The 14,872-nt window shown below is 52.0% G+C and carries 14 protein-coding genes; 5 read left to right on the top strand and 9 right to left on the bottom strand.

Going from position 1 to position 14,872, the window contains the following annotated elements; translation table 11 throughout:
• Nucleotides 1–138: 138 nt before the first annotated feature.
• The 3 genes from A8O25_RS23440 to A8O25_RS20545 all read right to left on the bottom strand — a co-directional run bounded on the left by A8O25_RS23440 (nt 139) and on the right by A8O25_RS20545 (nt 2,093).
• Entirely contained in the window at nt 139–750 is a 612-nt protein-coding gene (locus tag A8O25_RS23440; RefSeq protein WP_066839246.1) for a hypothetical protein, read from the bottom strand.
• A gap of 42 nt (nt 751–792) precedes the next feature.
• A complete protein-coding gene (locus A8O25_RS20550; RefSeq protein ID WP_066839244.1) occupies nt 793–1,308 on the bottom strand; it encodes an acyl-CoA thioesterase in 516 nt (171 codons plus the stop codon).
• A 134-nt stretch (nt 1,309–1,442) separates the two neighbouring features.
• Nucleotides 1,443–2,093, bottom strand: coding sequence for a protein-L-isoaspartate(D-aspartate) O-methyltransferase (locus A8O25_RS20545; protein ID WP_066839241.1), 651 nt, complete (start codon nt 2,091–2,093; stop codon nt 1,443–1,445).
• Between the two features lie 180 nt (nt 2,094–2,273).
• Between A8O25_RS20545 and A8O25_RS20540 the strand changes: the two genes are divergently transcribed.
• The gene (locus A8O25_RS20540; protein ID WP_066839240.1) at nt 2,274–3,680 is read left to right on the top strand and encodes a sugar transferase; all 1,407 of its coding nucleotides are present in this window, start codon (nt 2,274–2,276) and stop codon (nt 3,678–3,680) included.
• A 73-nt stretch (nt 3,681–3,753) separates the two neighbouring features.
• Nucleotides 3,754–4,341 (top strand): riboflavin synthase, encoded by a 588-nt coding sequence (locus A8O25_RS20535; protein WP_066839239.1) that lies wholly within the window; start codon nt 3,754–3,756, stop codon nt 4,339–4,341.
• 74 nt (nt 4,342–4,415) lie between these two features.
• Here A8O25_RS20535 and A8O25_RS20530 read toward each other — a convergent pair whose 3' ends face one another.
• Both A8O25_RS20530 and hemF read right to left on the bottom strand, forming a co-directional pair.
• Complete coding sequence (locus A8O25_RS20530; protein ID WP_066839237.1) at nt 4,416–4,988, bottom strand: phosphatase PAP2 family protein; 573 nt, start codon at nt 4,986–4,988, stop codon at nt 4,416–4,418.
• A 3-nt stretch (nt 4,989–4,991) separates the two neighbouring features.
• Nucleotides 4,992–5,888, bottom strand: coding sequence for an oxygen-dependent coproporphyrinogen oxidase (gene hemF, locus A8O25_RS20525; RefSeq protein ID WP_066839235.1), 897 nt, complete (start codon nt 5,886–5,888; stop codon nt 4,992–4,994).
• Nucleotides 5,889–6,023: 135 nt separating this feature from the next.
• Between hemF and A8O25_RS20520 the strand changes: the two genes are divergently transcribed.
• A complete protein-coding gene (locus A8O25_RS20520; RefSeq protein ID WP_066839233.1) occupies nt 6,024–8,105 on the top strand; it encodes an alpha-ketoacid dehydrogenase subunit alpha/beta in 2,082 nt (693 codons plus the stop codon).
• A gap of 80 nt (nt 8,106–8,185) precedes the next feature.
• Here the strand turns inward: A8O25_RS20520 and tamL are convergent, their stop codons facing one another.
• Nucleotides 8,186–10,606, bottom strand: coding sequence for a translocation and assembly module lipoprotein TamL (gene tamL / locus A8O25_RS20515; protein ID WP_066839231.1), 2,421 nt, complete (start codon nt 10,604–10,606; stop codon nt 8,186–8,188).
• A 70-nt stretch (nt 10,607–10,676) separates the two neighbouring features.
• Here tamL and A8O25_RS20510 point away from each other — a divergent pair, with 70 nt between their 5' ends.
• The gene (locus A8O25_RS20510) at nt 10,677–11,405 is read left to right on the top strand and encodes a TrmH family RNA methyltransferase (RefSeq protein WP_338152778.1); all 729 of its coding nucleotides are present in this window, start codon (nt 10,677–10,679) and stop codon (nt 11,403–11,405) included.
• 108 nt (nt 11,406–11,513) lie between these two features.
• On the opposite strand, the gene A8O25_RS20505 is transcribed toward A8O25_RS20510, so the two are convergent.
• The 3 genes from A8O25_RS20505 to A8O25_RS20495 are packed head-to-tail and all read right to left on the bottom strand — an operon-like array spanning nt 11,514 to nt 14,040.
• A complete protein-coding gene (locus tag A8O25_RS20505) occupies nt 11,514–12,611 on the bottom strand; it encodes a porin family protein (RefSeq protein WP_066839227.1) in 1,098 nt (365 codons plus the stop codon).
• A 12-nt stretch (nt 12,612–12,623) separates the two neighbouring features.
• Complete coding sequence (locus tag A8O25_RS20500; protein WP_153042856.1) at nt 12,624–13,478, bottom strand: hypothetical protein; 855 nt, start codon at nt 13,476–13,478, stop codon at nt 12,624–12,626.
• A gap of 22 nt (nt 13,479–13,500) precedes the next feature.
• The gene (locus tag A8O25_RS20495; RefSeq protein ID WP_066839224.1) at nt 13,501–14,040 is read right to left on the bottom strand and encodes an RNA polymerase sigma factor; all 540 of its coding nucleotides are present in this window, start codon (nt 14,038–14,040) and stop codon (nt 13,501–13,503) included.
• A gap of 388 nt (nt 14,041–14,428) precedes the next feature.
• Between A8O25_RS20495 and A8O25_RS20490 the strand changes: the two genes are divergently transcribed.
• Nucleotides 14,429–14,809, top strand: coding sequence for a rhodanese-like domain-containing protein (locus tag A8O25_RS20490; RefSeq protein ID WP_082893799.1), 381 nt, complete (start codon nt 14,429–14,431; stop codon nt 14,807–14,809).
• Nucleotides 14,810–14,872 lie beyond the last annotated feature (63 nt).

Raw genomic sequence — 14,872 nt, 5'->3', positions numbered from 1 at the left:
ATACCGGCCGGTAAAATGCGCCGCCGTGAGTCCTCAATGAACGTGTAACCGCGCAAAACAAATCATTGAAAAGCCCGCTTTTGCGGGCTTTTCTGTTTTGCCTGTTTTCTGAAAAACAGGCCGAAAAACGGACTATTGTTATTGCAGGAAAATCTTCTGAAGCACATCCCACAGTTTCTTCTTCAGCTCAGTGCTTTTTTCAATGTTAGCCAGTGAGTCAACGCGCACAAAACGGGTCTCCTCCAGGCGGTACATGCGGTAAGGCTCCAGCTTCAACAGGTTTTCTACCGTGAGGTCATCGCCAAAGAGCAGAATGTGCCGCGCCTGCACCTGGAGGGCAATCTGCTTCACGTTATGGGTCACGCTGGTAGACAGGTTCCCGAATTGCACCTGCATGGTGGTTAGCCCTACAGCCGCCATCACTTTCTGCAGGAAAGGGTGCTGTGGCAGTTGCCCAAACTCCTGATCCGGTACCTGAAACAGCAGGTAAGTGCCTTTTACGGCTTCGCCCAACCATTGAATTCTTTCTTCCCTCTTCTCTGCCGCCACCGGGGCGGGTGCCGCTGGGGCAGGAGTAACTGCCACAGGCACTTCAGCTGCTACCGCAGGCGGAGGCACAGGGACTGTGGCAGCCTCAACCGGAGCGGCACCGGGTACCAGCTGCACGGCGTTTTCCTCCGGCACCACGTACAGCGTGTCTTGTTCGTAGAAAGAGGGCAGAAAGGAGAAATCAGGGGGCGGGGTAGACATACTGTTTTCGGCCTGTTTTTGTGAAATTAACGAAAAACCGGATTATAGATTGAATATAGACTTCAACTCGTTGGCGTCATGCGGTTTCATGCGGCCTGCCAGAATCAGACGCAGCTGGCGCCGGCGTAGCGCACCATCATACTTGTCTTTCTCCTCGGCGGTCTCAGGAATGGCCTCTGGCACGGGCACCGGCTGACCGTTTTCGCCCAGGGCTACAAACGTGAAAAACGCTTCATTAGACTTTACTTTGGTGCCGGAGGGAATGTCTTCTGCCCACACGTTGATGTGCACCTCCATAGAGGTACTGAACGCACGGGTAACCCGGGCCTCCAGGGTGATCACATTGCCCAGTTTGATGGTTTCCTTGAAAGAGACGTTGTCAACAGACGCGGTCACAACAGGGCAGTTAGAATGCCGCTGCGCGGAGATAGCCGAGACAATGTCCATCCAGTGCATCATCTTGCCCCCCATCAAATTATGGAAGGTATTGGTATCATTGGGCAGCACCAGTTCAGTCATCTGCACATATGATTCTTTGACAAATTTTTGCTTACGCATAAAAACAAGGGTTTAGCAAGCCGCAAAGATACAACCAGAACCAACTACCTGTTCGCTTTTCTGCCAAACCCGCTTTCTGCCCGTTAAAGCAGCCGTTTCTGGGCTTTTATTTAAGAGGACAGTTTTTCCGGTAGCTATTTCCAGCCCTGATTCCCCAGCAGCGGCACAAATTTGAAGTTGTCAAACTCTTCTTTGGTAAATTCCTCTTCGGCTACGCGCGTGATCCGGAGCATTTTCTGCAGACCCGTGTCCCCCACCGGAATGACCAGTTTACCGCCTATGGTGAGTTGCCTTAAGAGCGTTTTAGGGATAATAGGGGCACCGGCCGTCACTAGAATCTTATGGTAGGGCGCGTGCGCCGGAAGCCCTTCTGAGCCGTCGCCCAGAAAGGTGAACGGGGAGAGCCCCATCATCTGGAACTGCTTGCGGGCCTTGTGAAAAAGCACCTCGTTGTACTCAATGGTGTACACCTGCGGGGTGAGTTGCAGCAGAATACTACACTGGTAACCAGAGCCGGTACCAATCTCCAGCACCTTGTCAGAGGGCTGCACCTGGAGCAACTCTGTCTGGTAGGCCACGGTGTAAGGCTGGGAGATGGTTTGGCCTTCCCCAATGGGGAAAGCTTTGTCCTGATAGGCCTGCTCCAGAAATGCTTTCTCAAAGAAGAAATGCCGGGGCACCTGCTCCAGGGCCGCTAGCACCTTCTGGTCTTTGATCCCTTTTTCCTGAACTACCCGTACCAGGCTCTTGCGCATTCCCTTGTGACGGTAACTATCTATGAGCATAAGGCTTTTTAAGGTTATACATCTTTCCTCTACGGAGCACCAGATTCTTTTGGCGAATTTAAGGCAATAAGCGTTGACCGCCCCGCCATTAGATAAAATTATTAAATATGTTTTTCGTTTTAGAATGTAGCTTTGTGTTTGGGTTGCTTTTACATAGTATTGCAACATTAAAGGGACTGCATGCGCCTCAAAAGGGATCTTCACCTATATAAACTTATCTCAGCTGATTTTATAGCAGCCTCACTGGCCTGGGTGGCGTTTTACCTTTCCAGAAATTATGTGATTGCTGACGCTGTGCCCGAGGTTCCTACCGCCCTGGTGGGCAAATCTCTGGTGGTGGCTACTTTCTGGGTGGTTCTTTACGCACTCTTGGGCCGGTACCGCAACATCTACCGGCTGTCAAGGTTCAAGGAGATTTTACATCTGGGAAGTATGTCACTGGGCGGCGCGGTGGCCATTTTTTTTACGCTCCTGCTGGAGGAGCCGGTCATGAATACCTATGACCTCTACTACAAGCCCATTGCCACCTATTTCCTGTTGCATTTTTTCATTGCCGTGGTTTTCAAACTGGCGGCCCTGAACCATTTAAAGAAATTGGTGCTGCAGGGGCAGGTGTATTTTAATACTATTGTAGTGGGGTCCAGCGGAAACGCCCGGGAGGTGTATGATGAGCTGCAAAACCATAACCGCCACTTAGGCTTACGCATTCTGGGCTTTGTACAGAATGAACCCTCACAGCCCCACTCTTTTCAGGAGCAGATCCCCAGCTTAGGCTCTTTCAGCACGCTGGAAAAAGTGATCAGACAGAATGAGGTGGAGGAGGTGGTCATCGCCATTGAACCCTCTGAGCATAAATTGATAGAAAAGATTCTCAGCTCCCTTGAAGGCGAAGCGGTACGCATCAGTATCATTCCAGACGTGTACCAGATCCTGCTGGGCTCTGTGAAAGTGCAGCACCTTTTCGGGACGCCGCTGATAGAGGTTAAACGGGACCTGATGCCCATTTGGCAACAAATCCTGAAGCGGTTAATTGACATCTTTGTCTCCATTGCGGTCCTGATCTGCTTTTTCCCGTTCTACCTTCTGGTGGGGATTTTAGTAAAAATGTCATCGCCGGGCCCCATCTTCTTTGCCCAGGAGCGCATTGGCTGGCAAGGAAAACCCTTTAAGATCTTCAAGTTCAGAAGCATGTACATTGATGCCGAAAAAATGGGCCCGGCCTTGTCTTCTGATGAAGACCCGCGCGTCACCACGTTTGGCCGGTTCATGCGCAAAGTAAGGATAGACGAGATGCCCCAGTTCTTTAACGTACTGATTGGAGACATGAGTTTGGTGGGTCCCAGACCCGAACGGCAGCATTTTATTGACCTGATCACCCAACAGGCGCCGCATTACCGCCACCTGCACCGCGTGCGGCCGGGCATTACCTCTTTAGGGCAGGTTAAATTTGGCTATGCCCAGAACGTGCAGGAGATGGTAAGACGCCTCAAATATGATATCCTGTATATTGAAAATATGTCCCTGGCCATGGATTTCAGGGTGATGCTGTACACCATCAAAATTATTGTGCAAGGGAGAGGAAAATAGACCAGGAACCGGAGCAATGACATTGTATCCATTTCCAACGTTCCTAATCCCAAAATTTACAAATCAAGAAACCATGTTCACTGGAATTATAGAAGCACTCGCTGAGGTTGTCTCCATCAAAGAAGAAAAGTCTAACGTTCATTTCACTTTGCTCTGTCCGTTTACTTCTGAGCTGAAGATAGACCAGAGCCTGGCGCATAACGGGGTCTGCTTAACGGTGGTAGGCGTGAATGGAGAGACCTACACCGTCACCGCCATTGCCGAAACCCTCTCCAGAACCAACCTGGGGCAGCTGCAGGTGGGGGATAAAGTAAACCTGGAGCGCTGCCTTCTGGCCAACAGCAGGTATGACGGGCACATTGTACAGGGGCATGTAGACCAGGTAGGGGTTTGCCAGGAGGTGCGGGAACAGGAGGGAAGCTGGCTCTACCGGATTGGCTATGAGCCTAAGGCGGCCGGGCATATAACGGTTGAGAAAGGGTCAATCTGCGTGAACGGTATCAGTTTAACCGTGGTAGAATCTGGCCCAGATTACTTCTCTGTGGCCATCATTCCCTACACCTATGACTTTACCAACCTGAGTTCTGTAAAAGCCGGGGATCTGGTAAATCTTGAGTTTGACATCATTGGCAAATATGTGGCCCGCCTGCTACAGAAATAAACCTGTTTTTGACCTGTTTTTGAAAAAACAGGCCAAAAACAGAAAAGGCTCCTGCATCTGGAGCCTTTTCTGTTTTATACCCGCCAGAAACGGTAGCGTTCTGAGATGATGTGATACAGGTAAATTCCCAACCAGGCAGTAACCACACCAATGGCAGCGCCCACCGTAATGTCACCGGGGTAGTGCACGCCTAAATAAATGCGGCTGTACGAGATCAACGAAGCCCATAAGATCAGCGCCACCTTCAATGGCCACTGCCGCGCAGGCAACAGGAAACAGAAAAACGCCGCAATGGCAAAGGAGTTGGCCGCATGGGAAGACACAAACCCATATTTGCCGCCGCACCCGTTGATCGCCTGCACGGTGGCTCCCACCACTGCGTCATGGCACGGCCTTAGCCGCGCAAAAAACGGTTTAAAAATACCAGATGCTATAAAATCTGCCAATCCCACACTGGCTCCTAAGGCTAAAACCATCAAAGCCCCTCTGCGGCGGTAAAAGTAAATCATCAAAATGATGAGCAGCAGATAAAAAGGTACCCAGACGTATTTATTGGTGACCAGCACCATCACCTGGTCCCAGAACGGGGTGTGCCGGCTGTTCAACTCCAAAAACAAGGCCTGGTCCAGTGACTTTAACGTTTCCATGGGTTATTCCTCCTGCAACCAGTCAATACCCTTCTGGAAACAAAGCAAGGCATCTGCTTCCGGGGTACCCTCAGCGGGAGCATGGTTGTAGTGCCAGCTGGCCAGCGGGGGCAGGCTCATTAGGATAGATTCCGTTCGCCCGTGCGTCTCCAGCCCAAATTTGGTGCCCCGGTCATTCACCAGGTTAAACTCTACGTACCGCCCCCTTCTGATCAGCTGCCACTCTTTCTCCTGCTCAGAGAATTCCTTGTCCCGGTTTTGGTCTACAATTGACGTATAGGTGGGGGCAAAGGTATCTGCCACGGCCTGCACAAAGGCAAAACGTTCCTCCAGGGAGATTTCAGGGGTAGGGGTCAACCGGTCAAAGAAGATTCCACCCACCCCTCTGGTTTCCCCGCGGTGCGGAATGAAAAAATAATCATCGGCCCACTTCTTGAAGTCAGCATAATAATTCTCCTGAAAGCGGTCACAGGTATTTTTTAGCGCCCTATGAAAAAACTGCACCTGATCTTTCTGCACATAGATGGGGGTAAGGTCAATGCCGCCGCCAAACCACGCCTCCCCGTTTCCCGCCTCAAAATAGCGCACGTTCATGTGCGTAATGGGCACATGCGGGTTGCGCGGGTGCAGTACCACAGACACGCCCGTGGCGAAGAAGTTATTATCAGGGAGCAGCAGGGCCTGGGCGGCCTTTTCAGGCAAAACCCCTACCACGGCTGAGAAATTCACTCCGCCTTTCTCAAACACGTTTCCGTTCTGAATCACACGGGCCGCACCGCCGCCGCCGCCGGGCCGTTCCCACAGGTCTTCCTGAAACGTGGCGCCCCCGTCACACTCTTCTAACGCGAGGCAGAGTCTTTCCTGAAAATTCTTAAACCACCTTTCTATTTTATCTTTCATGCGTATAATGTCTACTTCTGTTTTAATGCCGTTTTCGCAAAAATAGCCGATAAACGGTAGTTCCCGCTGTCTTGCCCACAATTTTGCTTTTTAAAGGGAATACTGGTAATTTGGTTGGCAAACAAATGTTAGCTTATGAATACAGCTTCTGTAGATTCCACCGCGCAGGTAGACCTTGATATTCTCCTGAAAGCATACCGCCTCATGATGACCGCCAAAACCATGGCCGACACCTATGAGGAAAATAAAAACATCTGCAGCAAGTACGTTCACAGCACCTCCCGCGGGCATGAAGCCATTCAATTGGCCACCGCCTTCCATCTAACCGAAACCGATTATCTTTCTGTCTACTACCGCGATGAGTCTATTCTGCTGGGCCTGGGGCTTTCCCCCTATGAACTGATGCTGCAGCTGATGGCCAAGAAAGACGACCCTTTTAGCGGCGGACGCACCTATTATGGCCACCCGTCACTGCGGCGGTCAGGTTTCCCGGTGATTCCGCACCAAAGTTCTGCCACCGGCATGCAGGCCATTCCGGCTACGGGCATGGCGCACGCGCTGGCTTATCTGGAGTCACAGGGGTTGCAGGAGGCAGCTGACGGCCGCATGGTAGTCTGCTCCCTGGGCGATGGTTCTGTTACGGAAGGAGAGGTGGCCGAGGCTTTTCAGATGGCGGTGCTCAAGAGTTTGCCCATTCTGTACCTGGTGCAGGACAATGACTGGGGCATCTCTGCCACTGGCGCCGAAATGCGGGCCATGGACGCCTATGAATACGCCGCCGGGTTTAAAGGACTGGAAAGAATCAGAGTAGACGGCGCTGATTTTATTGACTCCTATACGGGCCTGCAAGAGGCATTTAAACTAGTAAGGGAACAGCGGAGACCCATTTTGGTGCATGCCAAATGCCCGTTATTGGGGCACCACACCAGCGGAGTTCGCCGGGAGTGGTACCGGGGGGAAAATCTTTCAGCGCACGCATTGCAAGACCCGCTGCCAAGACTGGGGGCCCAGCTCCTGGAGCAAGGTGTTACTGCCGATGAACTGATCTCGATTGCCCAGGAGGTAAAACTGGAGGTCCAGGCCCAGTATGAAAAAGCACTGGCGGCGGCCAATCCAGACCCCGCCACCTTTGCTCGGCATGAATTTGCGCCCACGCCCGTGGTAGAGGAAACAGGTACACGCACTCCCGCGCAGGCAGAAAAAGTCACCATGGTAGACGCCGCCCTGCACGCGGTAGATGAGCTTTTGAAAGAATACCCGGAGGCACTTTTCTACGGCCAGGACGTGGGCGGTGAGTTGGGCGGCGTGTTCAGGGAGGCGGCCCTGCTGGCCAAAAAGTACGGCGACAACCGGGTTTTCAATACTCCCATTCAGGAGGCATACATTGTGGGCTCAACGGCGGGCATGTCTGCCGTTGGTGCTAAACCTATTGTGGAGATACAATTTGCAGATTATATCTGGCCGGGCATTAACCAACTGGTAGAGGAGCTGTCTAAAAGCTGCTACCTGAGCATGGGCAAGTTTCCGGTTCAGGCGTTAATCAGGGTGCCCATTGGCGCCTATGGCGGCGGCGGGCCCTACCATTCCGGCAGTATTGAGTCTACATTGTTGAACATCAGAGGCATCAAAGTAGTGTACCCCAGCAACGCCGCTGACATGAAAGGCCTGATGAAAGCGGCCTTTCTGGACCCGAACCCCGTGGTGATGCTGGAGCATAAAGGCTTGTACTGGTCAAAAGTGCCGGGCACCGAAGACGCCAAAACGGTAGAACCGGCGGCAGACTATCTTTTACCGTTAGGCAAAGCCCATGTGGTGCAGCGGGCAGATGCACAGCAGGTAGAGCAGGGCAACAGCGTCACCGTGATCACGTACGGCATGGGTGTTTACTGGGCCAAGTCAGCGAGTAAACAGCTGAACGGCTCCGTGGAAATCCTGGACCTGCGCACGCTCAACCCGTTAGACTTTGAGGCGGTGGTAGCCACTGTTCAACAACACGGGAAAGTTCTGGTGCTTACCGAAGAACCTTTGATGAACTCTTTCGCTGAGTCATTAGCGGGGAGAATCAGCCGGACCTGCTTCCAGCATCTGGATGCTCCCGTGTTCACCCTGGGGGCTGAAAACCTACCGGCGGTGCCACTGAACGTTGAGCTGGAGAAAATGATGCTGCCAAACGCAGACAAAGTGCTGGCAAGTCTCCAGGAGCTATTGGCATATTAATGTCTGTTTTGGGGCTGTTTTTCTGGAAACAGCCCCAAAACAGAACTGAGTACCTTCTCTACCAGGAGAAGCATCTGAACCTAGAAAGGATACCCTATGCCCAGGTTAAAAGTGGTCTGGTTGTTGGTGCCCAAAATTTTGCTCGAAGAGAACCTGCCTAAGACAAATCTGCTCCCTTCTGGCAATGCCGGGTCATACACTTTGGTGGCAATGTCAAACCGCAGAACGGCAAACGTGAAATCTAACCGCACCCCGAAACCCGTGCCCATGGCCAATTCCTTATAGAACCTGTTCAGCTCAAATTTAGCCCCCGTCTGGTAATTGATCTCAGACCCTTCTGTACTGGTGGCAGACGCCTGCTCTCTGAACAACCACACGTTGCCGGCATCATAGAAGAAGGCGCCGTTCACATTGGTAGTACCAAACCGGAACATCCGGAAACGGAACTCAGAGTTCAGCTCCAACAGTATCTCCCCCGGCTGCTCAAAGCGGTAGATCACCTCATTGGTGGTAGCGTCAATTCTGGCACTGGAGCCGGGGCCCAAGCGTCTGGGCAACCACGCCCGCACACTGGATGGCCCTCCCGCAAAGAAATATTTGTCATAGGGGAGAGCCATGTATTCGCCCAGGGGTTTGGCCACCCCGCCATTGGCCCGGTACACAAACATGAAGTTATTCCCCAGCGGGTGGTAGCGGCGGTAGTCAATGCTGGCCTTCACAAACTTATAGCTCCGCAGGGTGGGCAACGCTTCAGCCACAAACTGGCCAATCAAGCCCCCAGATTCGGCAAAGATGCGCACCAGTTTGGCATCATTAGACTGGTTGTAGTTGGCGGTGTTGTACAGGCTGGTGAAGTTGATGGTAGAAACAAAAGCGTTGTTAAAACTCTCCCGCAAGGGGTTGCCCTGCGCAGCAAACTCATCTAGGCGGGCACTGAACTCAGGCGAGATGCGGGGCGTGCTGATGATGCTCACGTCTACCGGTGAGAAGCTGAACTGGTGTATGTTTAGCCGCTGCCAGATATAGTCAAACGAGAAGTCTAAGTTGGTGCGGGTGTACTCGTTCCGGTCTACGTACGTGTAACCGGTGCTGAAGCGGGTGCGGGGGTTGAACCTGACAAGTAAATTGTTATTCCGGAAGGGGACCAGGATCTGGGGGAACGTCAACCCCATGTCGGCCCCAATCTCGGTCCTGGTGCCGGTTTTATTCTCATCCCGCTGCAGTTGGCCCTCAATACCGGCGCGCACCCCCACGTCAAAAATTTCGGCGCCGCCAAACACATTCCTGACCCGCAGCCTGATACTGGTATAAGGCCCCGGCACCCGTTCTGTGAAAGTTGCGCCCAGCTCAGTGGTCTCCTGGTACTTGGGCAGCATGGCCGTGTTAATGTTGGCGTTCAGTTCCCCAAACCGGGTTTTGGTAGAAAGGCTGTCTGTGAGCTTGGTATACCCTATGGTGGCGTACTTAAACACGTCCAGGTTGCTCAGGATACGCTGGTTGTTAAGGGTTCTGGTGGCAGAATAGGTCTGCCCGGGCCTGATGATGACTTTCCGGTTAAGGATCTTGGGTTTCACCTTCTGCTCGTACGCCAGGTAATGCACATCTGCCAGCATTACCGTATCACGGCTTACCCCAAACCGGTTCAAACCTGCATCAGAGATAAAATACACGTTTTTAACCGTGTAAATTTTATGGAGGGAAGAATCAGTAGGGTTGGCAACCAAGGTCTTTAACCGCACCGTGTAGGGCACATAACTGGTATCTGCCGTGAAAGTCACCAGCTGCTGGCTAAAGTCAAAGAAACCGTTGTCTTTCAGCAAGGCTTCTATTCTCACGCGCTCCTGGGCCAGCACCGCCTCATCATAGGAAGCCCCTACCTTGGGTAGGCTGGTGTAGGACGGGTTTTGTAAGAGCGCCAACACCGCGGTGTCTGGTACTTCATAAGCATGCTGTACAATCTGGTAAGGCCTGTCTTCCTTGATCTGTAAAGTGACAACTACTTTTTTGTTTTTTGTCTCAGTGGCAGAGGAAACCGCCCCTCTAAAAAATCCTTTAGAATTCAGGTAAATTTTAATCTGCTCCTCTGTCTGCACCAGCTTTAGGGAGTCAAAGAAGGTGGGCGGCTCGCCCACGGTTTTCATGAGCCAGTTCCCGTTCTCCTTTTTGTCCTGCAGCTTGGCCAGTTTCTTCTCCTTCCGCTCCACCAGTTTGTCTACCTTGACAGAGTCACTGCCGGCCCGCTTGATCTTGCGGGCGTAATCTGCGGTTTCCTCCTCTATTTCTGCCTGAAATTTCTCTGGGCTGTAAAACCGTTTGCCCAGGTAGTAGAGGTTCAGGTACAGCGGGTACCCCAGCACCCGCCGGTTGGGCTTCTGCTGGTACAGGGGGGTGAGGGCAGACTTGTCTATTTGATCTACGCCCTGCAGCTCTATCTTCCAGAGTAGCCGCTCCTTAGGCCCCAGGTGGCGGGTAGGGGAACAGCCTGCCAACAGGCACAACATTGTGAATGCCGCGCCTAATACGTAACATCGTAGCGTCAAACGTAGAAAGGTTATGATTTCAAAAGGACTTTTGAAGTACATTAGATCATTGCAAATAAAGAAATATAGAGGGCTTCACCAAGCATTCACGGTAGAAGGTGAGAAGAGCGTGGCAGAACTGCTGCAGTCAGGTTTCGCCTTGGAAACGGTTTTGGTCACGCAGAAATTTTATGACAAGCATACCGCTTTGCTCCAGAAAGGTTTTGAGGTGCAGTTGGTGGGAGAGGAGGAACTAGGCAAAGCCGGAAGCCTGGAAACCAACAACGCCGCCCTGGCCATTGCCCGGATACCCGAGAAGAGGCCTTTTCTGTGGAACCCCGCCCAATTGGTTCTGGCGCTGGACGAGGTGCGGGACCCGGGCAACCTGGGCACCATCATCCGGGTAGCCGACTGGTACGGTTTAACCTCAATTGTGCTCTCTGAGAACAGTGCTGACTTTTACAACCAGAAGGTCATCTCTGCCACCATGGGTTCTTTTACCAGAATCACCCCGCATTATGTTGCGCTGGAGGAGTTTTTACAGAACCTACCTGCAGGTGTTCCTGTCTTTGGGGCCGCGCTGGAAGGGGAAAACGTGCACCGGCTGCCCCTGGAGCCCAGCGGGGTCCTGATCATGGGGAACGAATCTCACGGCATAAGGCCGGCAATCATGGAGCATGTGACCCAGCCGGTGCACATTCCCGGCCGCGGCGGTGCCGAATCATTGAATGTAGGTACGGCTACCGCCATTCTGCTGGATAACTTTTACCGGCATCTGTAATTCCTGTTTTTGGGCTGTTTTTCAGAAAACAGCCCAAAAACAGGAAATCTACCGGCAACAAAAAAAGGGAGCTGCCACAGCTCCCTTTTTTATTTGTTCCCTTACCAATTACAGTTTCAGGATTCTTACGCCAAACGCGATGGCATTGGCCTGGGGCCCTTTGTTGTCTTCAAACATCTCGTTCAGGTTGTATTTCACAAAGAACTCCAGACTTCTCACGCCCACATATCCAGAGAGGCCGTACTGGAACTCATTCATGTGGAAGTCTTCTTTCACTTTGTAGGTGGCAGAATTTTGAACCACTTTGGTTTTCCCTTCCAACAGGTAGCCTACAAATCCGCCCCCGCCAATTTTGAAGTTGGTTTTGCCGCGGCTGTTTTTAAAGTTCAGGCCCAGCTCCAGCGGTACGGTGACGGAAGTGGTGGCAAGCTTGCTTTTCTCCAGGGCTACGTCATCTGTGAAGACAATCTCACTGCCGTTGTTGGCCATCTGCAGGTTGTCATCAAACATGAAGTTGTGGAATTCAAACCCGAACCCGGTGTTCAGGCGCAGCGGGCTTCTCTCGCCGCCCAATCTGTAGTTCCATTTGGCGTTCAGGCTGATGTAACGGGAGCCCAGAGGTTTCAGATTGATTTTGTCAACCCCCGTGGAGGCCAGGGTTTTCTTGTTCATCCAGCTGTCCAGGCCCAGGTCCACCTGAAAATCAAATTCCTTCTTCCGGTTGCGGGGCTTGTCATCGTCGTCATCATCGTCATCATCTGCCGAATTGATTTTGATGGAGGTTTTGTTGTTCTCCTCGTCTTTCTCCACATCAATCTTCACATTCCTGATGGTCTTGGTGATGACCTGCTTGCCGTTCTTCCCGTTCTGGGCTATGGTGATGTTGACCTGCTCTGTATTAGAACCGTCTTTCTCTGTAGAAACGGTAATGGTTACGGCAGAGTCACTGGCGGCCTGTCCGGCCCTTTCTATCTCAGTGGTGTGTTTTTCCAGCAGCCCCACCAGGGAGTCAAGGCTCTGGCCTTTTATACTTTTCAAATCTTTCAGATCATTCACCACCACCAGCACGCGGGCGTTGTTCTTGAGTTTAAGAATCAGCGTATCTGGCATTGCAGCGCCTGAAAGATGATTGGAAGTGGCCATAGAAGGCAAGGCGATTGCGGCAGCCATCATGATGGCTGAAAGCAGCGTTAGTAAACGTTTCATCACAGTTGGATTTTAAAGTTCTATAGTCTTTGAGATTTTCTTGTGACCAATATTGGTCTCAAGAGCAAATGTGTGCTTGGAGATACCCAGTTCAGCCAGGTTGACTTTCTCCCCGTCACGCAGGTTTTTCACCTGTTTGAAAATGCCTTTGAGCACTTTGCCGGTACCTGCTCGCGCTGACTCTGAGGGAGAGGCGGCAGCCTCTTCTGCTGGAGCCATGGCCACTGCGCTGTGCTGGTTGTTGTCCAGTTTCACAATGATTTCCAAGGTCTCCGCCTTAGGGTCAGTTGCACTTTCAGTCACTGAGGCTTTGGGCTGCGCACTGGCCATTGCGTCGGCTGGGGCATCAGGGGTGAAAGTAGTGCGGGGCATTTTCGTTGTGGTTTTAGTCCCTTTTGAAATGATAGATGCAGGACTCTTTTCTGCGGTTGCCTGAGGGCTGTATTTTTTTTCTTTTTCTGTGACGGTGGCCAGATGCTGGCTGTTCTGTGCTTTTCCCACAGAGGCAGACCCGGAAAAATCTGCAGGCACCTCTGCCGCAGCGGCCGTCTGCTGCTGCTGCCCGGCTGCCGGATACGCCGCCTCAGAAGGGGTAGGAGTGGCGGCGGCAGGCTTCTGTACGGTGGCAACGGTAGCGTTGGGCTGCAGCGGGCTCACTTCATCCCTGGCAACCCAGAACCCAGCCCCCAGCAGCAGGGTGACCGCTGCGGCCGCTGAGTAATACCACATGGTTAGCGGCTTGCGCTCCATTTGCGGGGCGGCTGGCTGCATACGGGCCTGCAGGCGCTCCCAGGCTTCATTGCTGGGGGCAACGGGCCGGTTGTGCAGTTTGTCTCTGAAAAATTTATCTAAATCTTCGGCGCTCATGTCTTTGTCTGTTCTGGTATGGTTAGATAACAATCATTACTCCCTGTTGGGCCAGCATGCGTTGTAGCATGGCCCGGGCTTTGCTTAACTGGGACTTGGAGGTTCCCTCTGAGATTTGAAGCATCTCTGCAATCTCCTTGTGCGAATAGCCTTCAATGGCGTAAAGGTTGAAAACCGCCCGGTACCCCGCTGGCAGGCCATGCAACATCTCCATCATCTCCTCTGCTGACATGTCACTGTCTGGGGTGGCGTCTTCTGAGGCCAGGTGGTACTGCTCTTTCTCAATGGCCAGGTGCATGGGCTCCTGTTTGCGGAGGTGCTGCAGGGCTTCATTGACCATGATGCGGCGAACCCAGCCTTCAAAGCTTCCTTTCTGCTCAAACCTGTCAACATGCTGGTACACTTTCATGAACCCGTTGATCAAGACCTCCTCGGCATCCATCTCGTTCTTAAGGTAACGCACGCAAACCCCCATCATGGGACCGGCGAAGCGTTCATATAAGAATCGCTGGGCTTTGGCATCGCCTTTCTGCAGTGCTTTTACCAGTTCTATCTCGTCCACGGGTTGTAAAAGTTTAAACGATAATGTAGGGTTTGTTTAAAGGGTAGATGCGCCACCTTGCTTCTGGGTTGCCTGAGGGTTAAAAATATTTTCAGGTAAAGATAAAAGGATGCGGAAGCATTCTATAGCAGAGGAACAACAATTGACAATTATTAGGAGCGTATAAACCCATACATCACCTTTAATGGGGCTGCTCTTGTTGCCAAGGGGAGAAAGATGGCGGGGAGTTTTATTACTTTTGCGCTGATTTGCGAAATATAGCTCAGAAACGCAGGGGCTCTCTGCTTATATATGTGCTCAACCTGAACTATCTGGCAGGTAGAAGCCTTATAATTACAAGCATCTGTTATTCTATAGCTGTATTTATACCTTTAATAAATTTAACATTATGAAACTTCTCCTTGTCCTTTGCCTGCAGTTCTCCTTGCTCTCCTCCAGCGTGCAAGACAAACCCGTTGCCCTTACCCCCGCTGAGTTCAAAGAAATGACCAGCAAAGAGAAAGGGAGAGTGATTGATGTCAGAACCCCTGAAGAATTTCAGGCGGGGCACCTGAAGAAGGCACAAAACGTTGATTGGCGCGGCGGAAAATTCCAGGAGGAGTTCCAGAATTGGGACAAGAGCCAGACCTACTACCTCTACTGCGCCACCGGCAACCGAAGCAGCCAGGCCTTGAAGATGATGCAGGAGGCAGGGTTTAAATACGTGTACAACGTGGGCGGCTATAAAGATTTAAAAGCGGCCGGCCTTAAAACCAGCAAGAAGAATTAACTCCCCTTTTTATAGTAACAACCGCCTCCTGTTTTTGGCCTGTTTTTCAGAAAACAGGCCAAA

The organism is Rufibacter ruber (assembly GCF_001647275.1).
GTDB classification, from domain to species: Bacteria; Bacteroidota; Bacteroidia; order Cytophagales; family Hymenobacteraceae; genus Nibribacter; species Nibribacter ruber_C.
The sequence above is the reverse complement of the archived record's forward strand: the minus strand, read 5'-3'. Positions and strand labels throughout refer to the sequence as shown.